Source organism: Prauserella aidingensis (assembly GCF_024171865.1).
GTDB lineage: Bacteria > Actinomycetota > Actinomycetes > Mycobacteriales > Pseudonocardiaceae > Prauserella > Prauserella aidingensis.
Map to the genome: position 1 here is coordinate 85,953 of NZ_JAMTCN010000009.1, position 24,079 is coordinate 110,031.

Here is a 24,079-nt window from a genome sequence, read left to right on the forward strand (position 1 = left end):
TGCCGGGCCGTAAGGCGGGTGCCACCTGGTCGTCAGCTGCGATCAGCCGCCGGAGTTCTGGAGCTCGTCGTACCGGCGGGTGGCTGCGTCCAGCTCGGAGAGCGCCTCGCCTTGCGCCTGGAAGTCGCCTTCCTCCTGGGCGGTGCGGAGCTTCTCCAGGGCGGCTTGGATGTCCTGGACGACCTGGTTCATCTCGCCGCTGTTGCCACCGCCGTCGTTGTTGTTGCCGCCGTCCTGGTTGCCGCCCTGCTGGTTGTCCCCTTGTTGGTTGTCGCCCTGCTGGTTGTCTCCGTTGTTGCCGGAGCCGTCCTGGCCGGCTGCGTCGCCGGATTCGGGTCCGGTGGCGGCGTCACCGCTGCCTTCACCGAAGACCTGGTCAAGGGCGCCCTTCAAGGTGGAGTCGAAGCCGATCCTGCCGCCGAACGACACGATGACTCGGGCCAGCTGGGGGTAGCTCTGCGAGTTGCGCTGCTGGACGTAGATGGGTTCGACGTACAGGAACCCGTCGGCGACCGGCAGGGTGAGCAGGTTGCCGTAGATCAGGTCGACACTCTGGTTGCCCAGCAGGGTGCGGTCCTGTGTGAACTCGGGGTGCGATTGGAAGGCGTTCTGCACCTGAACAGGGCCTTCGATCTGCCGTTCACCGGAGGTCGGCAACCGGAGCACGCGGATGTCGCCGTAGCTGCCGGGGTCGGACGAGACCGACATCCACGCGGCCAGGTATTGCCGCCGCAGCTGGGTGAGTGCGCTCGTCAGCTGGAAGTGCGGTTCGTCCTGCCATGGCGACTGGGAGTACGTGTAGTACGCGGGCAGTTTCGCGGCGTCGGAGTTCGGGTCGAGCCCGCCGTCCGTCGTCGGGTCCTGCGGCACGTTCCAGAACGTCTGGGTCGCGTAGAACTCCTGGGCGTTCTCCACGTGGTACTGCGTGATCAGCTCGCGCTGGAGCTTGAAGATGTCCTCCGGGTAGCGGAAGTGCTGCTCCAGTTCGTCGGAGATCTGCGACTTGGGCTTCACGACCCCGGGGAACGTCTTCATCCACGCCTTCAGGACCGGATCCTGCTTGTCCATCTGGTAGAGATCCACGGTGCCGTCGAAGGCGTCGACCGTGGCCTTCACCGAGTTCCGGACGTAGTTGATCTCGCTGTCCTGCTGTTGCGCGACGCCGCTCAGCGAGTCGGACGTCGCTTCGCCCAGCGAGGTGCGCTGCGAGTACGGGAAGTTGTCGAGCGTGGTGTAGCCATCGACAACCCACTTCACGCGGCCGTCGATGACGGCGGGGTACGGGTCGCCGTCGGCGGTGAGCCACGGGGCGATCTTCTCGACACGGTCTCGCGGGTCGCGGTTGTACATGATCTTGGAGCCTTCGCCGATGGCTCCGGAGAAGAGGATGTTGCGCTCGCCGTACTGCATGGCGAAGACGGCGCGGTTGAACCAGTTGTCGATCGACACTCCGCCCTCGCCGTCGTACAGGTAGGTGCGGTCCTGTGCCGTGTCGTACTCACCGGGCGCGGACTCCTGCTGACCGCCGACGATGGCGTAGTCCGTGGCCAGCTCGCCGAAGTAGATGCGCGGCTCCTCGACCTCCATTCCCGCACCGGTCGGGTTCTGGGTGTCGCTGGTCCCGGCGATCGGGTAACCACCGTCGCTGTCGGCACCCTCGAGGGCACGGTCGATCTGGTTGGCGGGCGCAGCGACGAAGCCGTTGCCGTGGGTGTAGACGAGGTGGCGGTTGATCCAGGTCTGCTGGTTCGCGGCCAGCCCCTCGGTGTTCATCTCCTTCGCCGCGACGAGGTAGGCCTGTTCCTCGCCGTTCACGGTGTAGCGGTCGATGTCGAGCTTTTCGGGGAAGCCGTAGAAGTTCTCCCGGCCGACCCGCTGGGTGAACGTCGGCGAGAGCACGTTCGGGTCGAGCAGCCGGACGTTCGGGATGGTGCCCTCGTCGTTGCGGATCTGGCTGGGGTCGACCTCGGACTGGCCCTCGTAGTCCTGGTACCTGACGTTGTCGATGCCGTAGGCGTGCCGCGTCGCCTCCATGTTGCGTTGGATCGACAGGGCCTCGCGCTCGTTGGCGTTCGGCCGCACGGAGAACTGCTCGAGGATGGCGGGCCACGCCACGCCGACGATCAGCCCGGACAGCAGCAACAGCACCAGCGCGATCGCGGGCAGCTGGATGTTGCGCAGGAACGCGCCGACGAAGAACGCGACCGCGCAGAACACGCAGATGCACAGCAGGATCAGCTTGGCGGGCAGCACCGCGTTCAGGTCGGTGTAGGTGGCACCGGTGAACAGGTCGTTGCGGTCCGACAGCAGCAGGTTGTAGCGGTCGAGGAAGTACTCGACGGCCTTGAGCAGCACGAACAGGCCGACGAGGATCAGCAGGTGCACTCGCGCCGGCCCCTCGACGGAGCCGCCACGACCGGCGAGCCGGATGCCGCCGAACAGGTAGTGCGCGAGGAGCCCGCCGATGAACGCCACGACCGTGGCGACGAACAGCCAGCCCAGTACCCAGCCGAGGAACGGCAGGTCGAAGACGTAGAACCCGATGTCGTTGCCGAACTGCGGGTCCTGCCTGCCGAACTCGCCGCCGTTCAGGAACATCTGAACGGTCTGCCAGTTGCCCTGGCCGGACACGCCCGCGACCAGGCCCGCGAGCACCGGGATGCCGATGCCGAAGAGTTTCACCCTGCTGGCGACGATCGACCGGTAGCGAGCCAGCGGGTCGTCCTCGCCGCTGACGGGCACGAACACCGGCCGCGTGCGATAGGCGAGCCACAGACTCAGCGCCAGCGCACCGCCCACGAGCACGCCGGTCGCCACGAACAGGATCAGCCTGGTCAGCAGCACGGTGGTGAACACGCCGCGCGCGTCCACCTCGCCGAACCACAGCCAGTCGACGTACGCGTTCAAGAACCGCGCACCGAGCAGCAAGAGCAGGACGAGGACGGCCGCGATTGTCAGCAGGATCCGGGCCCGCTTGGACAACGTGGGGAGGCCGACGGGGGGCCGAGTGGCCACAGCGCACACTCCTGAGGTCGTAACTGGCGTGGTCCAGGGGGCGCCCGTGACGGGCTCCCTGTATGCCTAACTCTACGGACCAGGGCCAGAGTTCCCGGAATGCCCCTAAACCGGGCGGCCGGGCAGTACTGCCACGATGGTCACCATGACCGACAGTGAAGGCGCGCCCGAACCGGCCGCCGAGGGCGGCGGGGCCGTCGGAAGTGGCGAGAACCTCGGCGAGGACGCCTGGCTCCTCGAGGACCTGGTGGACCAGGAGGCCGCCTCGGCGGCGGCCACGGTGGGCGCTATCGCACGCGAGGTCGAGGAGTTCGTCGCCGCGGGCGGATGGCAACAGCCACCGCAGCTGTTCGCGCTCGTCCCCACCGCGGAGCTGCTCTCCCAGCAGCCCGAGCTCGCCGACTCGCTCGACCCGAACGCCGAGCTCACCCCGGTCGCCCAGGACTCGCTGCCGGACGACGACCTGGCGGAGGCGCTCGCGACGATCGCGTGGCCGGAACTGGTCCAGGGGTGCGCGCTCGCCCAGGAAATCATCGTGCTGCCGCCCGACGCCGAGGAGGAGCTGCCCGAGGTCGACGAGTCGTCAGGCGTCTCCGACACCGACGTCGAACGGCTGAAGCAGGCGGCCGCCGGACATCCACAGCGCACCGAGGCCCGGCTCGTCGCCACCGTGCTGCGCGACGGGCCCGCCGCCTGCGTGATGCGGCTGCGCGGGGCCCGCACCGGCTCCGACGACACCGAACCGGGCGAGGAGATCGTCGAGCACCCGGAACTCGCGCCGAACCTCGTCGACGCCCTCCGCGCGACGCTGCTCCCCTGACCCGTCGCTACCCTGCCCGTGTCCCGATCGGCCACGGGCAGGGAGCATCGCCCGGCCGCGGCGGGGTCAGCCCGCGCAGGTCGGGACGGGCTTGCCGTCCCGCAGGTTGCGCAGCGCGCTGACCGCGTCCTCGAGGGTGCCGACCCGGACGAGCCGGAGCCCCTCCGGCGCCGCCGACGCGGCCTCGGCGCAGTTGCGCTCCGGCACCAGGAACGTCGTGGCCCCGTCCTCCTTGGCGGCGACCACCTTGAACGAGATGCCGCCGATCGGGCCGACGTTGCCCTGCGAGTCGATCTCGCCGGTGCCGGCGATGTGCCTGCCGTCGACGAGGTTCTCCTGCTCCAGGCGTTCGACGATGGCCAGCGCGAACATCGCACCCGCGGAGGGCCCGCCCACGTCCTCCAGCGAGATGTCGACCGTGAACGGCACGTCCGCCCGGTCCGCGGGCTGCACGCCGATGAAGCCCTGCTTGCCTCCTTCCGGGTGCCGGGCCAGCTCGATCTGCACCGTACGGGGCTGCTGCTCGCCGCGCCGGTAGGTCAGGTCGATCCGCTGACCGGGGCGGGTGTTCTCGAGCGCCGCCGTCACGTCCCGCATACCCGAGACGCGCTTGCCGTTCACCGACACCAGCTGGTCACCGGGCTCGAGCACGCGTGAGGCCGGGCTGTCGTCGACGATCTCGTCCGCGACGACCTTCACCGGGTAGCCCAGGGTGCGTAGCGCGGCGACCTCGGCGTTGCTCTGCGAACTGCGGAACTGCGCGACGTTCTCCTTGCGCACCTCCTCGTCGGTCTGCCCCGGCCGGAAGTACTCCTCCCGCGGAGCGACGGCGTATCGGCCGCTGACCCACAGGCCCAGGGCGCCGAAGAGGGTGACGTCGTCGTTGAGCGAGACGGTGGTCATGCGCAGCTGACCGTCGGTGTCGTAGCTGCGCTCCCCGTCGATCGACACGACGTGCTCACCGTCGACGTCGCCGAGGGTGTCGTAGGTCGGCCCCGGCCCGAGCGCCACGTACGGCACCTTGACGAAGGACCCCACCAGCACGAAGGCGACCACGAGGGCGGAGCTGAAAACGATCGTCCAGGTGCGCCGCGTGGGGCGCAGTCGCCGTCGCCGCTTCGGCTCGGCGTCGCCGTCCCCGGACGGCGCTGCCGCCGCGCTCTCGCCTGCCGCGTTGTCGTCGGCTGTATCGGGCCCCGTGGCTCCTGACGCGGATTTCATGTCGCCGGACTCGCTCACGGCCACAGCGTACGGCCGCCGCCCGTCAGCTCAGAGCGAAGGGCCGGTTCGGCATGCCGATCGGCGGGTCGCGGCGGCCTCGGGCCGCGTACGGTGGAGGGTATGAGCAACCCACCCTTCGGGTTCGGCTTCGGTCTGCCCGACCCCGACAACAGCTCGTCCGGCCCTGGCAACAACTCGTCCGGCTCCGGCGGTCAGGGTGGCGACCCGTTCCAGCAGCTGGGGCAGATGCTCAGCCAGCTCGGCCAGATGTTCAGCCAGGCGGGCAGCTCCTCCGGCCCGGTGAACTACGACCTGGCCAAGCAGATCGCGCTGCAGCGCCTCGCGTCGAACTCCGACGACGGGGACGCGAAACCGGGAATGGGTTTCGCGTCCGCGACCGGTGACACGCAGCAGGGCGACACCGCCGTGCGCGACGCCTCCCACCTGGCCGAACTGTGGCTCGACGAGGCCACGATCCTGCCCGCGGGGGCGACGCAGACCGTCGCCTGGACCGCCAAGGACTGGATCGAGCAGACCCTGCCGACGTGGCAGCGGCTGTGCGACCCGGTCGCCGAACAGGTGTCGTCGGCCTGGACCGAGGCGCTGCCCGCAGAGGCCAAGCAGGCGGCGGGGCCACTGATGTCGATGCTGGGCCAGATGGGCGGCATGGCGTTCGGCTCGCAGCTCGGGAACGCGCTCGCCGACCTGGGCTCCGAGGTGTTGACCTCCTCGGACGTCGGCCTGCCGCTGGGCCCGGAAGCGACGTCCGCGCTGCTGCCCGCCAACGTCGAGAAGTTCACCGAGGGGCTCGAGCGTCCCGCCAGCGAAGTGCTCGTGTTCCTCGCCGCGCGCGAGGCGGCCCACCAGCGGTTGTTCGCCCACGTGCCGTGGCTGAGGCAGCGGCTGCTGGCCACCGTCGAGGAGTTCGCCCGCGGCATCTCCGTCGACGTGTCCGGCCTCGAGCAGCTCGCGGGCCAGATCGACCCGACGAATCCGCAGAGCATCGAGCAGGCGATGTCGTCCGGACTGTTCGAGCCGCAGACGACCCCGGAACAGAAGGCCGCGCTCACGCGGCTGGAGACGCTGCTCGCCCTGGTGGAGGGCTGGGTCGACGTCGTGGTCGCCGACGCCGTCGGCAACCGCCTGCCCGGCGCGGACGCGCTGCGCGAAACGCTGCGCAGGAGGCGGGCCAGCGGCGGGCCGGCGGAGCAGACGTTCGCCACACTCGTCGGACTCGAACTGCGGCCCAGGCGGATGCGTGCCGCCTCGACGTTGTGGCAGATGGTCGGTGACCGGCACGGCACCGAGCAGCGCGACCACCTCTGGTCGCATCCCGACCTCATGCCCACGACGGACGACCTCGACGAGCCGACGGACTTCGCCGACCGGCTGGGCGGCACCGTCATCGGCGACGACGTGGACCCCATCGCCGAGCTCGAGAAGACCGAGCGCGCCGAGGCCGAAGCCGCCGCGTCCGGTGCCGGTGCGTCGGATGCCGGCACGGACACCTCCGATGGCGGGGACTCCGCGACGGGACGTGCCGACGGCGGCTCCGGCGGTGACTCGGCCGGCGGTGACTCCGGTGATTCCGGGAGCAGCGACGACGGGCCGGACCGCCCGTCCGGCGGCCAGGGCTGATCCTCCGCCGACCTTCCGCGCGCCGCCCCCACTCGGTCGCATCTGCCTTCGGCAGGTGACCGGGTGGGGGCGGCGTTCGCGTGTCAGTCGTCGCCGTCGGGGTCCTCGTGCGCGTCGTCGGCGTCCCCGCTGATACCGAGGTGAGCCGCCGCCGACAGGCCTTCGAGGTACCCGATGGCGCGTTCGGTTTTCGGGTAGCGGTGCACCAGCGCCCAGAACTCGTCGTTGTGGTCGGCCACCCGTAGATGTGCCAGCTCGTGCACGAGGACGTAGTCGAGCACCCACGACGGCACCTCGCGCAGTCGTTCGCTGACCCGGATCGTGCGGTTCATCGGCGTGCACGACGCCCAGCGGGTGCGCATCGGCGGGACCCAGCGCACGCTGGCGGGCTGGGCAGCGCCGTCGAGGTACCGCGTGGACAGCTCGGTGCACCGCAACAACAACGCCTCGTCGGACGCGCTCGCCGGCGAGGCCCTCTTGTTCTCGGTGCGCCTCAGCTTCTTCTGCATCTCGGCGACCCAGTGCTGTTCCTCGGCCTTGGTCATCGTCGCCGGGATGAGCACGACGGTCGTGTCGCCGTCGCGGTAGGCCGTGACGGTACGGCGGCGCCGGGCACTGCGCCGCACCTCGACCTTCTCGTCCGCCACCGGCGTCCCGCCGCCCGGCCTGTCCTGGTCGGGCTCGTCCCGGTCACGCCGGTTCTGGTTTCGCCGGTCCTGGTCCGTCCGGCGTCGGTTCTCCTTCTGGTCCTTTCCGTCGTCCCGCCGGTTACGTCGGGGTTGGGGTTGTCCGCCTTTCGGCTGCTTCTCGCGCGACGGTGAGTTCTGCGCCGTGTTCTGCGCCCGCCCGCGTTGACTCCGTAATGAGGGAACCCGTGCATCGGCCACTCGTACACGGTAAGGCGCGCCACCGACATTCGGGATGGCTGGAACATCACAACGTCGGAGTTGTCCACATTCACGTTCACCTGTGGATAACCCTGATCGGGTGTCCCACGGTGACCGCGTTTCCCGTCACCCTGTGAACATGACGCGAACACTCACCGACACCGGGTCGCTGCCGGAGCGGCCACGGGTTGTGCCGGGCCTCGAAGTCCTGGAACGCGGCGAAGGGGCACTGCAGATCGGACTGGAGCCCCGGCACGCCGTCGTCCTGGACACGCTGTCGCCGATGCTGATGGACCTCGTGCGAGGCCTCGACGGGAGCCGCAGCACCGGCACTCTCGTGCAGCTCGCGCGTTCCCAGTGCACCTCCGACGAGGAGGCGGACAAGGCGGCCGACGATCTGCGGCTCGTGCTCGCAGGGCTCGCCGAACGCGGCCTGATCGAGGAGACCGACGCACCGGCACACGCGCGCTCCGTGCGCACCGACGAACCCGCACTCTGGACACTGACCCGTTCCCGGCCGCGCCGGACCGCCGCCGCACGCTGGGCCCGGAGCACCGTCCTGCTCCAGGGTGGCGGCAGGCTCGCCGCGGCGCTGGCCCGGATTCTCGCGACGGCCGGCGTAGGGCACATCGATGCCCACGCCGACGGGCGCGTCGGCCCGGAGGACCTCGGCACCGGGTTCGTCGACGGTGACATCGGCACTCCGCGGCGGCAGGCCGTCACGAACCTGGTCAAGCGGACCAACTCGGCCACGAAGACCGGCAAGGTGCGGGGTAAGCAACGCCCGGATCTGGTGGTGCTCACGGACACGGTGGTGCCGGCCCCGGAGCTCGTCAACGAGCTGATGGTGGAGCGGCAACCGCATCTGCTGGTGCGCGTCCGGGACGGCAACGGCATCGTCGGCCCGCTCGTCCACCCGGGCCGGAGCAGCTGCCTGCGCTGCGCGGACCTCACGCGGACGGCGCACGACCCGTCGTGGCCTCGCGTGGCGAACCAACTCGCGGGGCGCCTGCCGCGGACCGACCTGTGCAGCGTCACGGCCACGGCCGGCGTCGCGGGCGGGCAGATCCTGCGCGTTCTCGATCCCGAGGAGTCGGTGCCGCCGACCTGGAACGGCACCATCGAGATCGACGCGTTCGGCGGCACGGCAGCCGCCTCCGGCTGGGCGCCGCATCCGTCGTGCCCGTGCGGAGCCGCCGCCGTCGCGCAGCCCGCTCCCCAGGCGCACCGGCACGGCGCAGGCGCCACGCCCGCCCAGACCCCGACACCGGCCGGTCAGGACGGTGACCCCAACCCGTAGAAGCCGTCGAGATGCCGAACCGATCCCCACGACGTTGATCGACAAGGCAGAATCGCGGACGTGACGGAACACCGCGAGGCCCGGGACACCTCCGACGAAGCCGCTACGGCGGACACCGCGGAGGTCACCGACGCCGCCGACACAACGGCCACGGACCACGCCGATGCCGACTCGGCGTTGCCGCGCAGGACCGTCGCGCGCACGGCGAAGCTGGCGAGCCTGCCGCTGGGTATGGCGGGCCGGGCGGTCGGCGGCTGGGGCCGGCGGCTGACGGGTCAGAGCGCCGAGGAGGTCAACGCGGGGCTGTCGGCGAAGGCGGCCGAGCAGCTGTTCGAGGTGCTGGGCACGCTCAAGGGCGGCGCCATGAAGTTCGGGCAGGCGCTGAGTGTGTTCGAGGCGGCCGTGCCCGACGAGCTGGCCGAGCCGTATCGCGATGCGCTGACCAGGTTGCAGGCCGCCGCTCCTCCGATGCCCGCCAAACAGACCCACCGCGTGCTGGCCGAACAGCTCGGGCGCAGCTGGCGGCAACGGTTCGCCGAGTTCGACGACGAACCGACCGCAGCGGCCAGCATCGGCCAGGTGCACCGCGGCACGTGGCACGACGGGCGCGCCGTGGCCGTCAAGGTGCAGTACCCGGGTGCCGATGACGCCCTGCGCGGTGACCTGCGCCAGCTGCAGCGGTTCAGCCGCCTGTTCCAGAGCCTCGTACCGGGCACCGACGTCAAGCCGCTGCTGGCCGAGCTCGCGGACCGCATGGACGAGGAGCTCGACTACCGCAGGGAGGCCGACAACCAGCGGGCGTTCTCGAAGGCGTTCGCCGGCGACGAGCAGGTCCTGGTTCCGCGGGTCGTGGCGAGCTCGCCCAAAGTGATCGTCAGCGAATGGGTCACGGGCACGTCCTACTCCGAGATCATCCGCAGCGGCACCCGTGACCAGCGGGACGAGGCCGGGCGCCTGCTGGCGGAGTTCCACTACTCGTCGCCCGCCCGGGCACAGTTGCTGCACTCCGACCCCCACCCCGGCAACTTCATGCTGCGCGAGGACGGCCGGGTGTGCGTCATCGACTTCGGAGCCGTCGCACGACTGCCGTACGGCGCCCCGCCCGCGATGGGCAGGATCATGCGGCTGGCGCTCGAAGGCCGGTCCGAGGAGCTGTACGCCGCGCTGCGCGCCGAAGGGTTCGTGCGGCCGGACACGGAGATCGATCCCGACGACGTCTACGCATACCTCCATCCGATCGTCGCCCCGCTCGCCGAGGAGCGGTTCCATTTCTCCCGCCGATGGGCCCAGGACCAGGCACTCCGCATGGGCGACCTGCGCGGCCAGGACTTCCGCACGGGACGCTCGCTCAACCTGCCGCCGCACTGGCTGTTGATCCACCGGGTGACCGCGGGTGCCATCGGCATTCTGTGCCAGCTCGACGCCGAGCTGCCGTTGCGTTCGATCGTGGAGGAGTGGCAGCCCGGTTTCGCCGACTGACGGTCCGGCGCCGGGGAGTTGTCCACAGGTTTCGCCGGAACGGCAGAAATTCGCCCCTCGCCGGGCCGAGTTGTCCACATTTTCTCCGAACCGTCCCGGTCGCGCTTCGCGCTCGGCACGCTCGAGCCATGACTGCTCTTGCCGACGCGGCGCAACTGGCGCCCGCCTCGAACGACAATGTGCTGACCACCGCGGAACTGCGCGCACGCGGCGTGTCCGAGGGCACCATCGCGCGCCGGTGCCGCCCCGGAGGGCCGTGGCGCCGGTTGCTGCCCGGGATCGTGCTGCTCGATGCCTGCGAGCCCACCCGAAGACAGCTGGTGCGCGCACTGGCGCGTTACGTCGGGCGCGAGGGGGTCGTGACGGGCGGCGATGCGCTCGGCGCCCACGGCCTCACGCTCCCGAGAACACCCGCGGTGCACGTTCTGGTGCCGAAGGGACGCCGGATGCTCTCGCCGACGTTCGCCCTCGTGGAGAGGACGACCCGACCCCCGGAACCGGTCGTCGTCGACGGCATCCCGTTCGCGCCCCCGACCCGGGCCGCACTCGACGCGGCGCGCCGCGAACGCGATCCCGGACGGCTGCGCGACCTGCTCGCCCTGCCGATCTACTACGGCCTGACCACCGCCACCGAGCTGCGTTACGAACTCGACGCCGGCAGCCAACGCGGCTCGGCAGCCGTACGGGCCGAACTGCGCGCGATCGACCGTGACCGTGACACCTACACCCGCGCGTGGGCCCGCGAGGTCCTCCGTGACGGCCCGCTGCCGCCGCCGCGGTGGGACGTCGCGGTCCACGACCGGCGCGGCAGGTACATCGGCACGGTCGACGCGTGGTGGGACGAGGTCGGCCTCGGTTGGCAGTTCCACCCGGGCGACAAGCCGCATCTGGGACATCTGGCGCTGGCCGCCGCCGGCGTGACGGTCGTGCGGACCGACCCCGACCGGCTCACCACGGACCGGCGGGGCGTGCTCACGGAACTGGCCAAGGCCTTCCGCACGGCCGCCGACCGCAGGCGACCGGCGGTGCAATGCCTGGCGACGGCGGCCGCATGAGACATCACCAGTACTCGGTGGGCAGTTTTCCCTCGATGTCCCGCACGTGCTCACGGACGCAGCGCGGGCACAGCCAACGCGTACGCCCCGATTCGGACTCGCGCAGCCACCCCAACCCGACGGCGACCGCCTCCGTGTCGGCACGCTCGCCGCACAGGCCGCACGTCACGGGCGCCCGGTCCCTCCCCGCGGCGTCCGTCACGACGTCGTCCCGAGGTAGGCCGTGCGATCACTCGGCAGACGCACGTCCTCACGGCGGCCGGCACCGGAGCGACCGATGTCCACCCCGGTCGCTCCGGTGGCGAGATGACCGGTGATCCGGTCGGCGACCTCGGTCGTAGCGGTGCTCTCGGGTTCGGCCAGTGCGCGCATGCCCCACAGGCGTGCCGCCCTGTCGACGTCGTCGTGCGTGTGTGCTGCCATCCCGCCGATTCAACACCGGCGGAACGGGTGGTGGCGAACGGACCCCGCGGTCGTTCGCCACCACCCCGGCGGCCTACCGATCGTAGTGCTCGGCACGCCGCGAGGCCCAGCGGGCGACCCGTTGCCAGCGTCGCGCGGCGCGCCGCCGGCGTTCGGCGCCACCTCCCTCGGCCTGTTTCCGTAGTTCGCGTATTCGGTCTCTGGTCAGTTCCTCGTGCAGCAACATGGGTGATGTCTCCGTGTTCGGCTGATCGGACGTGAGGCGGTGCGATGTCGCCTGCGGCAGGTACGCGCGACCTGGCTGCTGGCCGGCTCCGGTCGTCATGCGGCGCTCCGTTCCCGCGATTCGGGAACCGGGTGCTTCCGCGGGCGACCGCGCGGCCGCTTGCGGGCCACGACGGCACCGCGTTCGAAGATCTCGCCTCCCCAGACGCCCCACGGCTCACCGCGGGCCAGCGCACCTTCGAGGCAGGCCGAGCGCACGGGGCACTCCCCGCACAGCGTCTTGGCGCGTTCCAGGTCGGCCGGCTTCTCCGCGAACCACAGGTCCGCGTCGCCGGTCCGGCAGGGCAGGTCGACATCGGTGGACTCTCCGGAGTCGATCAGTTCGGCGACTCCGGTCGTCCCGGCCAACAAGGCGGAGAACGTCTCCTCTGACGCGGAGACGGTGGCCGTTGGCATGGCGGCTCCTTCGGTAACGAGTGTGTGCGGATGAGTCAGCGGATCCACACAGCCCTCGAACAGCACGAAGGCCGCGGATCCGATGGGGTTCCGCGGCCTTCGAGAGCCAGATGCCTAGCCTGTCGCTAGACGGCGCCTCTCGCATGAGCCGGGCGGAACCCGGGACGTGTCCTGGATCTGGATCGGACGCAGCTGACGACGGCGCTCCGGACGCGGCACCGGGTTGCCGAGGTCGGCAGCGGTGAACGCCGGGTCGCCTGCCGGAGCGTGCGACGCCGTGCCCCCACGCACGTCGAACACACCGAGGTCACACAGATCCAGGGACATGCCGGCACGCCGGCGGTCACGATCGACCGACGCACAGGACAACGGCGCGTGCACGAAGTGCCCGTCACGGAGCAGGGTCGACCGGTTTCCGGAGATGCCGGCGATGACGATCGTCGTCTCGAACTTCATTGCGGGCACCTCCTCTCACATCGGTCGGCCACCGCCGGGGCGGCCGCGCGTCTTCAACCTGGTCACTGCAGGTTATTGCGGTCACACGTGACGGGGCAACTGATTTTTCGAAAAGTTCGCCACTTTCCCCGGAAAACCACCGTGACCAGCGATGACACCCGTCACGACGACTCGCCGCACGAACGGGCCGGGACGGAGACGGCGGCTGCGGGCGGGCAGCCGACGGCGACCGGTGGTCCGGCACTGGTCCGGCACCCTCGCCGGCGCCGATCCCGGTGGGCGGAACCCGGCTAGCCGCTCGCCTCGTCACGCACCACGGCGAGCACGTCGTCGCCGAACTGCTGGAGCTTGGACGCCCCGATGCCGGAGATACCGACGAGCCCCTTGCTGTCCGTCGGCCGCTGCTCGGCGATCGCCACCAGGGTCGAATCGGTGAACACGACGAACGCGGGCACGTTCAGCTCGCGGGCGCGTTCCGTCCGCCACTCCTTCAACCGGTCCAGCAGATACTCGTCGACGTCCGCCGGGCATTTCGTGCAGCGGCCGAGCTTGACCTCCATCGTCGAGATCAGCGGCCGGGCGCAGATGCGGCACGAGTTGGCGAACTTCGTCTGCTTGCCGGACTTCGCCACGCGCGCCGCCGGATGGTCCTCCGGCACCAGGCCGTACAGGAACCGGCTGCGGCGGCGGTTGCGCCTGCCGTCGGGGTGTCGAGACAGGGCCCAGCTCAGCGACAGGTGTTCCCGGGCACGCGTGACGCCGACGTAGAACAGCCTGCGTTCCTCCTCGACGGCCTCGTCGTCGCCGTCGGCGCGCTGGATCGGCACGGTGCCGTCGGCGAGACCGACGAGGAACACGGCGTCCCACTCGAGGCCCTTCGCGGCGTGCAGCGACGCCAGGGTGACGCCCTCCACGGTCGGCGGGTGCTGCACGGCAGCACGCTGGTCGAGTTCGGCGACGAGCCTGCCGAGGGTCGCGTCCTCGACGGTGCCCGCCAGATCCTCGGCGACCTCGACGAGGGCCAACAGCGCGTCCCAGCGTTCCCGCGCCGCTCCCCCGGCCGGTGGCTGTTCGGTCAGGCCGACACGGGCGAGCACCCGCCTGCACAGCGCAACCAGCTCGCCGCGCGGCTCGTCCGCCGCGGCGGTGCGCAACGCGGAGATCGCCTGCCTGACCTCCTGCCGCTGGAAGAACCGTTCGCCCCCTCGGACGAGGTACGGCACTCCCGCCTCGGACAGGGCCTGCTCGTACGCCTCGGACTGGGCGTTCACGCGGTACAGCACGGCGATCTCCCTGGCGGGAACGCCGTCGTCGAGCAGCGCACGGATCCGCGTCGCGACGGCCGCGGCCTCGGCGGGTTCGTCGTCGTACTCGGCGAATCGGGGTTCCGGGCCGTCGGCCCGCTGTCCGATGAGTTCGAGGCGCGATCCGGCGGGCCTGCCCCGCGCGGCACCGATGACGCGGTTGGCCAGCGACACGACCTGCGGCGTCGACCGGTAGTCGCGTTCGAGACGCACCACGGTGGCCTCGGGGAACCGGCGGGTGAACTCGAGCAGCGGACGGGGCGAGGCACCCCCGAACGAGTAGATCGTCTGGTTGGCGTCGCCGACGACGGTGAGATCGTCGCGGCCGCCGAGCCACGCGTCGAGCAGCCGCTGCTGCGCAGGTGTGACGTCCTGGTACTCGTCCACGACGAAACACCGGTACCGCTCGCGGAACTCGTCGGCCACTGCCCGGTGCTCCTCCAGTGCGGCCGTCGTGTGCAGCAGCAGGTCGTCGAAGTCGAGCAGCTGGGCCTCGTTCTTCGTCCGCTCGTATCCGCGGTACAGCTCGGCGATCCGCTCGGCCGGTTCGGGAATGTCCCGCTTCAGCCTGGCGACCACGGCCGGGTAGTCGTCCGGGCCGACGAGGGAGGCCTTGGCCCATTCGATCTCGCTGGTGAGGTCCCGCAGCACCTCCACTTCCGTCGGCAGTCCCAGCCGGTTGGCGGCCTGGCCGACGAGGCGGAGCTTGTTGCCGTCGACGAGGTCCCATTGCCGTTCACCGACGACGCGCGGCCAGAAGTAGCGGAGCTGGCGCAGCGCGGCGGCGTGGAAGGTGCGGGCCTGCGCCGCCTCGACACCGAGTCCGCGCAACCGGGTGCGCAGCTCCCCCGCCGCGCGCGACGTGAACGTGACGGCGAGGACCTGACCTGCGGAGACGTGCCCGGAACGGACGAGGTAGGCGATACGGTGCGTGATGGTGCGGGTCTTGCCGGTGCCCGCTCCCGCGAGCACGCAGACGGGCCCGCGCGGGGCGCAGGCGGCCGCGCGCTGTTCGGGGTCGAGGCCCTCGAGCAGTTCCGGATGACGGTTCGACGACGCACTTCCCACGTCCTGCATCCTCGCAGAGGGGACCGACGGCACAGCCGCAGGCCGGGCGCCCGTATCCTGGCCATTATGGCGGAGAAGCGGGACAAAGAGGCTGCCAAGCAGGCCAAGAAGGAAAAGAAGGCGGCGAGCAAGGCGCGCCGTGGCCAGATCTTCCAGGCGTTCCATATGCAGCGCAAGGAAGACAAGGCCCTGATCCCGTTGATGCTCGGGACCTTCGTGGTCATCGCGGGCCTGGTCTTCCTGCTCGGTCTGTGGATCGGCATCGAGTGGCTGCTGCTGCCGCTCGGCATCCTGCTGGGCGTGCTCGGTGCGATCATCCTGTTCGGCCGCCGCGTGCAGAAGAACGTGTTCGCGAAGGCCGAGGGGCAGCCGGGCGCGGGCGCGTGGGCGCTGGACAACCTGCGCGGCAAGTGGCGCGTGACGCAGACCGTGGCGGCGACCACGCAGCTGGACGCGGTCCACCGGGTGCTCGGCGGGCCGGGCGTGGTCCTGGTCGCCGAGGGCGCTCCGCACCGCGTGAGGAACCTGCTGTCGCAGGAGAAGAAGCGGATCGCCCGTCTGGTCGGCGACACCCCGATCTACGAGGTGGTCATCGGCGACGAGGAGGGGCAGGTTCCGCTGCGCAAGCTGCAGAACCACCTGATGAAGCTGCCGCGCAACCTCAAGGGTCCGCAGGTCGACGCCCTCGAAACCAAGCTCTCCGCACTGGGTAACCGCGGCGCGGCGATGCCGAAGGGCCCGATGCCGCAGGGCGCCAAGATGCGCAACGTCCAGCGGACCGTCCGCCGCCGCTGACGCCGCCCCGCACAGCTCGGTTCATGCGAGAGCGGGCCGCCTCCCCTCGGTGGAGGCGGCCCGCTCTCGTGTGTCGGATCCGGCGGCCGGGCTGTGCGCGAGCCCGGTGAAGGCGTTCACCGCATGCGAACGACGACAGTGCCGGTGAGGCGGTCGTGCCAGCCGCGGGCGTCGACGTTGCGTACCGCGGCGGGAATGAGGAGGAAGGTGAGTGCGCAACGCACGAGCGCGCGCCACAGTCCGGGGACACCGCCGCCGTCGAGTCGGCCGATGCGGATTCCGCACAGGCCCATACCGGGGGTGAAGCTGAACCACGCCGCCGAGACGACCGTGACGACGGCCCACGTGGCCAGTGACCACAGGTTGAACGACTCCATGGCGGCCATGTCGTCGACGTCGGGTCGGACGAACAGCGCGGTGAGCAGTGAGGCGAGCACCAGGTCGGCGAGCAGGCCGACGAAACGGCGGCCCGAGCCGGCCGCGGCGCCGATGCCGTCGGCGGGTAGGCCGAGGCGCTGCCCGGGCCAACGCGGCGGGTCCTGATCGGCCGCCGCGGACAGGTTCGCCAGCCACTCTCCGGTCCATCTAGCCACGCGAACAGGGTATGTCGCCGGTTCGGCGGTGCACCGAGCGGCCTGACGTGGGACGATCCGATATCGGCCGATCCGTTAACCCCGGTGAAACATACGGGTGACGGTCGGGCAACACCGCCCTCTTAGCTTGGGCCGAAGAGAGCAAGGCCGTACGAGCTCGAACCAGAAGGAGTCACCGAGGGTGTCCACTACTGCCGACGATGTCCTGCGTCTCATCGCTGACGAGGATGTGCAATTCATCGATGTGAGGTTCTGCGACCTTCCCGGGATCATGCAGCACTTCACCGTCCCCGCCAAGGCGTTCGACGCGGACGCGTTCGAAGAGGGTCTGGCCTTCGACGGCTCCTCGGTTCGAGGCTTCCAGTCGATCCACGAGTCGGACATGCTGCTGCTGCCCGATCCGGCAACGGCGAAGATCGACCCGTTCCGGCAGGCCAAGACGCTGTCGATGAACTTCTTCGTGCACGACCCGTTCACGCGCGAGCCCTACAGCCGCGACCCGCGCAACATCGCGCGCAAGGCGGAGCAGTACATCTCCGAGTCCGGCGTCGCCGACACCGTGTTCTTCGGCCCGGAGGCCGAGTTCTACGTGTTCGACGACGTGCGTTTCGACTCGTCCGAGAACTCCACGTTCCACGAGATCGACTCCGTCGAGGGCTGGTGGAACACGGGCCGCAAGGAAGAGGGCGGCAACAAGGGTTACAAGACCAAGTTCAAGGGCGGCTACTTCCCGGTGCCGCCGGTCGACCACTACGCCGACCTGCGTGACGAGATCTCCCAGCACCTGATGGGCTCGGGCTTCGACCTCGAGCGTGCCCACCACGAGGTCGGCACCGCGGGTCAGGCCGAGATCAACTACAAGTTCAACACGATGCTGCACGCCGCCGACGACCTGCAGCTGTTCAAGTACATCGTGAAGAACACGGCGTTCGAGAACGGCAAGACCGCCACGTTCATGCCGAAGCCGCTGTTCGGCGACAACGGGTCGGGCATGCACTGCCACCAGTCGCTGTGGAAGGACGGCCAGCCGCTGTTCTACGACGAGTCCGGTTACGCCGGCCTGTCGGACACGGCCCGCCACTACATCGGCGGCATCCTGGCCCACGCGCCGAGCCTGCTGGCCTTCACCAACCCGACGGTGAACTCGTACCACCGGCTCGTGCCGGGCTTCGAGGCGCCGGTCAGCCTGGTGTACTCGCAGCGCAACCGTTCCGCGTGTGTCCGCATCCCGATCACGGGCAACAACGCCAAGGCCAAGCGCATCGAGTTCCGCTGCCCCGACTCGTCCGGCAACCCGTACCTGGCGTTCGCCGCGATGATGATGGCCGGTCTGGACGGCATCAAGAACAAGATCGAGCCGCCGGAGCCGATCGACAAGGACCTGTACGAGCTTCCGCCTGAGGACGCGAAGGACGTCAAGCAGGTCCCGGCCGACCTCGACACCGTGCTCACCGCCCTCGAGGCCGACCACGACTACCTGCTCGAGGGTGGCGTGTTCACCCCCGACGTCATCGAGAAGTGGATCGCGTTCAAGCGCGAGGAAGAGATCGACCCGCTGCGGCTGCGTCCGCACCCGTACGAGTTCGCTCTCTACTACGACGTGTGATCGTCAGCGCGTAGGCCACCACCTGCGACAACGGCCGGCGGCGGGAGCTCCAGGAGCTCCCACCGCCGGCCGTTCGCATGCCCGCGGCGTGTCCACGCCCGCGGCGGGCATGCAGCGGGACCCGACATGAAAGAACGCCGACGCGAGCAGCGCTCACGTCGGCGTTCGGAAGGTTGTCGGTCAGGTGCCGCGCAGCAGGTCCAGGTCGACGCCCGCGTCGCGGATGCGCTCCATCGGACCGGGCACGAGCTTGCGCTTCTCCAGGTCCATCAGGCCGAGGGTGGATTCGATCTCCGCGGAGACGGTGCCGTCGAGTTTGGTGATCACGTTGTCCATCCAGAAGACCTTCTTCTCGTCCTCGAACCGGGACACGCACGACACCGTGGCCTCGTCGCCCCAGCGCATCTCCCGGCGGAACCGGATGTGCGATTCCAACATCACGATGCCGATGCCCTGCTTGATGAGCCCCTCGGTGACGCCTGCGGCGACCGCGAGCTCGGTACGCGCGATCTCGCCGTACTGGTGGTACACCGCATGGTTCAGGTGGCCGTTCGGGTCCAGCTCGTACGTACGGACCTTGACCTGGATCGAGAAGGGTTCACGCTCAGTCACGGGTGCCACCGTAAACTCCGCGGGCGGCACCGGTCCGCCGAAGGTGAGCAGCCGCTCACTACGCGGCCGTCACTGCTCGTAGAACAGCCGCTCCACAACGGCGTGCGCCTGCCGGGTGGTCTTGCGGTAGGTGTCGAGGAACTCCCCCGCGTCGTCGTCCACGCCGTACCCGAACACGCTCGCCACGGCCGTCAGCTCCCGCCCCGACGTCGGCAACTGGTCGACGGCCTTGCCGCGGACCAACATCGCCGCGTTGCGTGCCCGCGTCGCCAGCGACCACGCCTCACGCAGCGCATCGACGTCCTCACGGGCGGCCAGGCCGGCCTCGGCCATCGCTTCGAGCGCCTCAGGGGTCGACGTGGTGCGCAGCTCCGGCACCTCGTGGGCGCGGCGCAACTGCGCCAGCTGCACGGTCCATTCGACGTCGGCGAGGCCGCCACGGCCGAGCTTCGTGTGCATCGACGGGTCCGCGCCGCGCGGCATGCGCTCGGTGTCGACTCGCGCCTTGATGCGCCGCACCTCCCGCAGTTTCGCCGCGTCGAGTCCGCCCTCCGGATACCGGAACGGATCGACGGCGGCGATGAACCGATCTCCGAGGTCGGTGTCTCCCGCGAGGAACCGGGCCCGCAGCAGTGCCTGCGCCTCCCACACCTCGCCCCAGCGTTCGTAGTACGCGCGGTACGACTCGAACGTCCGCACGAGCGGGCCGCTGCGCCCTTCCGGACGGAGGTTCGCGTCCACCTCCAACGCCGGGTCCTGCGTCGGTGCGCCGAGCATCTTCCGCACCGTTTCGGCGACGGTCGTGGCGAACTTGAGGGCCTGCTCGTCGGTGGCCTCGGAGGTGCGCTCGCACACGAACAGCACGTCGGCGTCCGAGCCGTAGCCGAGTTCGCTGCCGCCGAGCCTGCCCATGCCGATCACGGCGATCCGCGCGGGCACACTGCCCACCTGGGCCTGCTGGTACCGCGTCGCCGCTTCGAGGGCGGACTGCAACACCGCCGCCCACACCGACGACAGCGCGTCGCACACCGCGGGCACGTCGAGCAGGCCAAGGACATCGGCGCACGCGACCCGCAACATCTCGTGCCTGCGCAGCGACCGCGCCGTCGCGACGGCCGCCTCCAGGCCCGGCTGCCGGCGTGCCGCCGCCCGCAGCGACGTCGCCGTCTCGGCGGGCGGGCGGCCACGCAGCCGTTCGGCGTCGCCGAGCATGTGCAGCACCTCCGGCGCCCGCACCAGCAGGTCCGGCACCAGCCGTGACGTGCCGAGCAACGTCGCCAGGTTCTCGACGACGGCCGCTTCGTCCCGCAGCACGCGCAGGTACCACGGGGTGTCGGCCAGTTCCTCGGACACGCGGCGGTACGCGAGGAGCCCGCCGTCCGGTTCCGGCGTGTCGGCGAGCAGGTCCAGCAGCACCGGCAGCAACGTCTGCTGGATGGCCGCGCGCCTGCTCACACCGTTGGTCAGGGCCCGGATGTGCTGCAGCGCGCCTTCCGGGGATGCGAATCCGAGGGCGGTGAGCCGCTGTTGCGCCTGTTTCGCCGTCAGCCGCAGCGCAGCGCTGGGTACGCGTGCGACGGAGTCCAGCAACGGCCGGTAGAACAGCTTCTCGTGCAGCCGGCGGACGCGCCGGACGTGCTTGCGGAAGGCCGTGTCGAGCTCCTCGGATCGGGTCCGTGCCCCCGAGGAGCGGATGCCGGCGGCCCTGGCCAGCCAGCGCAACGCGGTGGTGTCGTCCGGCTCCGGGTACAGGTGGGTGCGGCGCAGCGCGCGGAGCTGCAGCCGGTGTTCGAGTACGCGGAGGAACTCGTACGACTCGGCCATCTCCTCGGCGTCGGTCCTCGCGACGTAGCCGCCGGTGCCGAGCGCCGCCAACGCGTCGAGGGTCGAGGCCGACCGCAGTTCGTGGTCGATCCGCCCGTGCACCAGTTGCAGCAGCTGCACCGCGAACTCGACGTCGCGCAGCCCGCCGCGGCCGAGCTTCAGCTCCCGATCGGCGATCTCCGCGGGGATGTGTCTCTCGACGCGGCGGCGCATGTGCTGCACGTCGGCGACGAAGTTGTCCCGTTCCGCCGCGGACCACACCATCGGCGCGACGAGTTCGGCGTACCGGCGGCCCAGGTCGGCGTCGCCTGCCGCGGGGCGGGCCTTGAGCAGAGCCTGGAACTCCCACGTGCGTGCCCACTTCTTGTAGTACGCCTCGTGGCCTTCGAGGGTGCGTACCAGCGCGCCGGCTTTGCCCTCGGGGCGGAGCGCCGCGTCGACCTCGAAGCACGCCTTACCGACGACGCGCATCATCGTCGTCGCCAGCCGGGTGCCGACCTGCAGGTCCCCGTCGCCGACGAACACGACGTCGACGTCGCTGACGTAGTTGAGTTCGCGCCCGCCGCATTTACCCATGGCGATCACGGCGAGGGTGGCGTCGGCGGAGCCGCGGGTCTCGTGTTCGGCCACGGTCAGCCCTGCCTGCAACGCGGCGTCGGCGGCGGCCGTGAGCGCGTGGGTGGTGTCGGCGAACGTCGCCGCCTCGACCTGTGTGTCGACCAGGTGGCCGAGGTCCGCCGCCGCGATCTCCAGGACGAGGCCCCGGTAGGCCCTGCGGAGTGCCTGTTCGGCATCGCCACCGGCCAGCACGTCGCCGTCGACGTGGACCGCGGCCTGCAGGGTCGCCGCGTACTCGGCTGCCGGTGTGGGCGTGTCGAGCCGTCGCCACGCGTCCGGTGCGCCGACGAGGTAGTCACCCAGCGCCGTCGACGAGCCCACGACGCCGAGCAGCTTTCCGCGTACGACCGGGTCGGTGCGCAGCGCAGCGTCGAGGTCCGGCCACCCGTCGCGGTCGGCGTCCCGGATCCGGTCGATGGTGCGCAGCGCCAGATCCGGGTCCGGCGCGTGGGCGAACGCGGCCAGGAGCGGTTCCGCGCCCGCGTCCGGTCCTGCGTCGGTCCACCAGCCCGCGGCGCGCAACTCGTCGGCGGCGTGGTCGGACGTGAAGCCGAATCTGGCCGTCGAGGCCGCTGGGCGAACGCTGTCTACCATCGGCTCCTACCGTAGTCCCACCGCCGGGAACACGGTTGGTGCAATCAGGCCAGTGGGAGTCCCCGCCGCGGGTCGTCCGCGGGCCGCAGCGTGCCTGCGGCCAGGTCCACGAACCGGTGAGCGAACGGCCGCCACGTTTCGGCGATGTCGGCGTGCATGCGGTCGACGGTGTCGACGTCGAACGCCCCGGGTTTCGCCACGCCCGCCACGTCGGGAGAGCGCGCCACCCAGGTGTCCACGATGTCGCGGGTGGTTTCGATGTGGAACTGCAGCCCGTAGCCGCGTTTGCCGACGCGGAACGCCTGGTGGGGGTACAGCGGCGTCGACGCCAACAGGGTCGCGCCTCCCGGCAGCATCTCGATCGAGTCCCGGTGGAACTCGAGGACGTCCGGCATCAGCGGCAGCTCGGCGAAAAGAGGATCGGTCCACGCCGCGTCCTTCTTCGACACGAGTTTCGGCCCGGCTTCCGGCCCCTGCGGGCCCGGGTTGACGACACCGCCTGTCGCTGCGGCGAGCAGTTGCCCGCCGAGGCACACGCCGAGCGTGGCGACACCGTTGCCCACCGAGGTGCTCAGCAGCCGGCGGACGTCCGCGAGCCAGGGATACGTGTCGTCGGCCAGCGCGTTCATGCCGCCCCCGAGGCAGACGACCCCGTCGTAGCCGTCGGCCGTGACCGGCACGTCGTCGGTGCCTCCGAGCCGGGTGTCGAGTTCGGCGCCCGCCTCTTGGAGCCATTCGCCGAGGGTGCCGGCCGGAACCGCGTCGTCGGGCTGGACCACCAGGATGCGTGTGCTCACGCCGTCAGCCTAGTCCTTCCGCCACGGGCCGCGATGACCGTGGTTACGCAGGAACCTACTCGTCGGTTGGTCGGAGCCCGTTGCCACGCAGCCGTGAGGACGGACTGCAGGACGGGGCGCCGAGAGTCATCTGCGCATCGGTGCCGGCTCCGACCTTCGAAGGATCACGGCTCCGACTTTCGGATGGTTTTGCCGGAGAGTCCGCACGGGTTGACCAGCTCCGGACACCTCGGGGAGCACAACCGGACGACAGTCCACGTTCTACAGTCCGTTATGGACAGCTGATCTATCTGTGACATCAGACCCCAAAAGGGCCAATACCAACATCGCTCCGACTGCTCTGTTCGGCGCAAACCCCCATCCACCGCAAACGGATTCGGCAAAAAAATGCGAGCATGGGCCCAGCGGAAACGAAGGGTCATCCTCATGACACACGGTCCGTCGTTGGTATAGCATCCACAATCGTCACAAACACTGCCGTGCGGCACTCATGTGCACGGCCGATTTGAAGTTGTCGGCCGAACGGACTAATCGTGCCCGCGGCGAGCATGGCGAACCTGGGGGTTCCTTGTCCATTTCATCACCCTCAATTGGCGAACCGTTGTTCGCTGCTTCACCCGGAGTTGAGGTGAAACAGAATCTGTCAGATGGCAGCGCAAAAACAATTTTTGCCGGCGCCGGCATGCCGGCGCCGTCGGACGCCGCCGATACCATCGGCATGGACCGATCCACGCGGATAGCGAGCCTTCCCAAAGGCGTCACCACAGGCGAGCGCGGGACCTGCGCGACACACCCCCGCGACGACCGGAGTCCCGGACTCCCCTTCGACCTCTCGGCATCCTCGACAGCCAGCACCTCGACCGGTTTCGAGACCGCCGCGGGACACGAACTGGCCATCCGGGGTCGCCCCCGCGACCCCGACCACCTCCCCCGGGACCTGTGCGAAGCGCCGACGGGCACGCCGTCCGCATCCCCGAGCAGGCCGCGGCCGCTTTCCCTGCCGAATCCCCGCGACATTCCGGGTGGAACTTCCACGCACAATCATGCGTCAAAGCTCGGGGGAGCGTTCGAGCTCGACGCTCCTTCTCCGAATTATCGAGACGCGGTGACAACACAACGAGGGCCGTGAATAGTTTTCCCAACGAGGGACCCGGCGCGATGTCGGGCCAGGAGACAAATTACCGGCAGTTCCGAAAGAGGACTGCCCCATGGCAGGCACCCACAACTCACCCCAGGTCCAACGTCCTTGTTTGGTCACGCCTGAAACCACATAACAACCGGCATGGCCGCGGG

Annotated in this window: 20 protein-coding genes; 7 read left to right on the forward strand and 13 right to left on the reverse strand. The window is 70.0% G+C overall.

Going from position 1 to position 24,079, the window contains the following annotated elements; genetic code table 11:
* Window positions 1-42: 42 nt before the first annotated feature.
* Window positions 43-3,015 (reverse strand): UPF0182 family protein, encoded by a 2,973-nt coding sequence (locus LY13_RS12300; RefSeq protein WP_253828525.1) that lies wholly within the window; start codon window positions 3,013-3,015, stop codon window positions 43-45.
* A 145-nt stretch (window positions 3,016-3,160) separates the two neighbouring features.
* Between LY13_RS12300 and LY13_RS12305 the strand changes: the two genes are divergently transcribed.
* Window positions 3,161-3,835, forward strand: coding sequence for a PPA1309 family protein (locus LY13_RS12305; protein WP_253828526.1), 675 nt, complete (start codon window positions 3,161-3,163; stop codon window positions 3,833-3,835).
* Between the two features lie 66 nt (window positions 3,836-3,901).
* On the opposite strand, the gene LY13_RS12310 is transcribed toward LY13_RS12305, so the two are convergent.
* Entirely contained in the window at window positions 3,902-4,912 is a 1,011-nt protein-coding gene (locus tag LY13_RS12310) for a YlbL family protein (protein WP_372493820.1), read from the reverse strand.
* A 264-nt stretch (window positions 4,913-5,176) separates the two neighbouring features.
* Here LY13_RS12310 and LY13_RS12315 point away from each other — a divergent pair, with 264 nt between their 5' ends.
* On the forward strand, window positions 5,177-6,694 hold the full coding sequence (locus tag LY13_RS12315; protein ID WP_253828528.1) for a zinc-dependent metalloprotease: 1,518 nt from the start codon (window positions 5,177-5,179) through the stop codon (window positions 6,692-6,694).
* An 83-nt stretch (window positions 6,695-6,777) separates the two neighbouring features.
* Here LY13_RS12315 and LY13_RS12320 read toward each other — a convergent pair whose 3' ends face one another.
* Window positions 6,778-7,341 (reverse strand): M48 metallopeptidase family protein, encoded by a 564-nt coding sequence (locus LY13_RS12320; protein ID WP_253828529.1) that lies wholly within the window; start codon window positions 7,339-7,341, stop codon window positions 6,778-6,780.
* A gap of 379 nt (window positions 7,342-7,720) precedes the next feature.
* Between LY13_RS12320 and LY13_RS12325 the strand changes: the two genes are divergently transcribed.
* The 3 genes from LY13_RS12325 to LY13_RS12335 all read left to right on the forward strand — a co-directional run bounded on the left by LY13_RS12325 (window position 7,721) and on the right by LY13_RS12335 (window position 11,415).
* A complete protein-coding gene (locus LY13_RS12325) occupies window positions 7,721-8,881 on the forward strand; it encodes a ThiF family adenylyltransferase (RefSeq protein ID WP_253828530.1) in 1,161 nt (386 codons plus the stop codon).
* 177 nt (window positions 8,882-9,058) lie between these two features.
* On the forward strand, window positions 9,059-10,360 hold the full coding sequence (locus LY13_RS12330; protein ID WP_253828568.1) for an ABC1 kinase family protein: 1,302 nt from the start codon (window positions 9,059-9,061) through the stop codon (window positions 10,358-10,360).
* Between the two features lie 128 nt (window positions 10,361-10,488).
* Entirely contained in the window at window positions 10,489-11,415 is a 927-nt protein-coding gene (locus tag LY13_RS12335; RefSeq protein WP_253828531.1) for a hypothetical protein, read from the forward strand.
* Window positions 11,416-11,419: 4 nt separating this feature from the next.
* Here LY13_RS12335 and LY13_RS12340 read toward each other — a convergent pair whose 3' ends face one another.
* The 6 genes from LY13_RS12340 to LY13_RS12365 form a co-directional block, all read right to left on the reverse strand.
* On the reverse strand, window positions 11,420-11,617 hold the full coding sequence (locus tag LY13_RS12340; protein WP_253828532.1) for a hypothetical protein: 198 nt from the start codon (window positions 11,615-11,617) through the stop codon (window positions 11,420-11,422).
* A complete protein-coding gene (locus LY13_RS12345) occupies window positions 11,614-11,838 on the reverse strand; it encodes a hypothetical protein (protein ID WP_253828533.1) in 225 nt (74 codons plus the stop codon). The genes LY13_RS12340 and LY13_RS12345 overlap by 4 nt, the downstream gene beginning before the upstream one ends.
* A gap of 73 nt (window positions 11,839-11,911) precedes the next feature.
* Window positions 11,912-12,163 carry a hypothetical protein gene (locus LY13_RS12350; protein WP_253828534.1) on the reverse strand — a complete coding sequence of 84 codons (252 nt, stop codon included), beginning with the start codon at window positions 12,161-12,163 and terminating at the stop codon, window positions 11,912-11,914.
* Entirely contained in the window at window positions 12,160-12,519 is a 360-nt protein-coding gene (locus tag LY13_RS12355) for a WhiB family transcriptional regulator (protein ID WP_253828535.1), read from the reverse strand. Before LY13_RS12355 ends, LY13_RS12350 begins: the two co-directional genes overlap by 4 nt.
* Window positions 12,520-12,633: 114 nt before the next feature.
* Window positions 12,634-12,975, reverse strand: a complete 342-nt coding sequence (locus tag LY13_RS12360) for a hypothetical protein (protein WP_253828536.1) — start codon at window positions 12,973-12,975, stop codon at window positions 12,634-12,636.
* A 290-nt stretch (window positions 12,976-13,265) separates the two neighbouring features.
* On the reverse strand, window positions 13,266-15,347 hold the full coding sequence (locus tag LY13_RS12365) for an ATP-dependent DNA helicase UvrD2 (RefSeq protein WP_372493818.1): 2,082 nt from the start codon (window positions 15,345-15,347) through the stop codon (window positions 13,266-13,268).
* A 66-nt stretch (window positions 15,348-15,413) separates the two neighbouring features.
* Here LY13_RS12365 and LY13_RS12370 point away from each other — a divergent pair, with 66 nt between their 5' ends.
* Window positions 15,414-16,142, forward strand: coding sequence for a DUF4191 domain-containing protein (locus tag LY13_RS12370; RefSeq protein WP_253828538.1), 729 nt, complete (start codon window positions 15,414-15,416; stop codon window positions 16,140-16,142).
* Window positions 16,143-16,258: 116 nt separating this feature from the next.
* On the opposite strand, the gene LY13_RS12375 is transcribed toward LY13_RS12370, so the two are convergent.
* The gene (locus LY13_RS12375) at window positions 16,259-16,735 is read right to left on the reverse strand and encodes an RDD family protein (RefSeq protein WP_253828539.1); all 477 of its coding nucleotides are present in this window, start codon (window positions 16,733-16,735) and stop codon (window positions 16,259-16,261) included.
* Window positions 16,736-16,916: 181 nt separating this feature from the next.
* On the opposite strand from LY13_RS12375, the gene glnA reads away from it, so the two are divergent.
* Complete coding sequence (gene glnA / locus LY13_RS12380) at window positions 16,917-18,341, forward strand: type I glutamate--ammonia ligase (RefSeq protein ID WP_253828540.1); 1,425 nt, start codon at window positions 16,917-16,919, stop codon at window positions 18,339-18,341.
* Window positions 18,342-18,521: 180 nt separating this feature from the next.
* On the opposite strand, the gene LY13_RS12385 is transcribed toward glnA, so the two are convergent.
* The 3 genes from LY13_RS12385 to LY13_RS12395 all read right to left on the reverse strand — a co-directional run bounded on the left by LY13_RS12385 (window position 18,522) and on the right by LY13_RS12395 (window position 22,786).
* Window positions 18,522-18,953: an acyl-CoA thioesterase gene (locus LY13_RS12385; protein WP_253828541.1), complete on the reverse strand. Its 432-nt coding sequence runs from the start codon at window positions 18,951-18,953 to the stop codon at window positions 18,522-18,524.
* Window positions 18,954-19,022: 69 nt separating this feature from the next.
* Window positions 19,023-21,989, reverse strand: coding sequence for a bifunctional [glutamine synthetase] adenylyltransferase/[glutamine synthetase]-adenylyl-L-tyrosine phosphorylase (locus LY13_RS12390; RefSeq protein WP_253828542.1), 2,967 nt, complete (start codon window positions 21,987-21,989; stop codon window positions 19,023-19,025).
* A 44-nt stretch (window positions 21,990-22,033) separates the two neighbouring features.
* Window positions 22,034-22,786 carry a type 1 glutamine amidotransferase gene (locus tag LY13_RS12395; RefSeq protein WP_253828543.1) on the reverse strand — a complete coding sequence of 251 codons (753 nt, stop codon included), beginning with the start codon at window positions 22,784-22,786 and terminating at the stop codon, window positions 22,034-22,036.
* Between the last annotated feature and the right edge of the window lie 1,293 nt (window positions 22,787-24,079).

What these genes read in the sequence shown, in the direction of transcription:
- LY13_RS12335 (WP_253828531.1), top strand. Translation starts at nt 10,489, where the DNA reads ATGACTGCTCTTGCCGACGCGGCGCAACTGGCGCCCGCCTCGAACGAC.
- LY13_RS12360 (WP_253828536.1), bottom strand. Translation starts at nt 12,975, where the DNA reads ATGAAGTTCGAGACGACGATCGTCATCGCCGGCATCTCCGGAAACCGG.
- LY13_RS12370 (WP_253828538.1), top strand. Translation starts at nt 15,414, where the DNA reads ATGGCGGAGAAGCGGGACAAAGAGGCTGCCAAGCAGGCCAAGAAGGAA.
- LY13_RS12315 (WP_253828528.1), top strand. Translation starts at nt 5,177, where the DNA reads ATGAGCAACCCACCCTTCGGGTTCGGCTTCGGTCTGCCCGACCCCGAC.
- LY13_RS12345 (WP_253828533.1), bottom strand. Translation starts at nt 11,838, where the DNA reads ATGGCAGCACACACGCACGACGACGTCGACAGGGCGGCACGCCTGTGG.
- LY13_RS12305 (WP_253828526.1), top strand. Translation starts at nt 3,161, where the DNA reads ATGACCGACAGTGAAGGCGCGCCCGAACCGGCCGCCGAGGGCGGCGGG.
- LY13_RS12350 (WP_253828534.1), bottom strand. Translation starts at nt 12,163, where the DNA reads ATGACGACCGGAGCCGGCCAGCAGCCAGGTCGCGCGTACCTGCCGCAG.
- LY13_RS12325 (WP_253828530.1), top strand. Translation starts at nt 7,721, where the DNA reads ATGACGCGAACACTCACCGACACCGGGTCGCTGCCGGAGCGGCCACGG.
- LY13_RS12355 (WP_253828535.1), bottom strand. Translation starts at nt 12,519, where the DNA reads ATGCCAACGGCCACCGTCTCCGCGTCAGAGGAGACGTTCTCCGCCTTG.
- LY13_RS12390 (WP_253828542.1), bottom strand. Translation starts at nt 21,989, where the DNA reads ATGGTAGACAGCGTTCGCCCAGCGGCCTCGACGGCCAGATTCGGCTTC.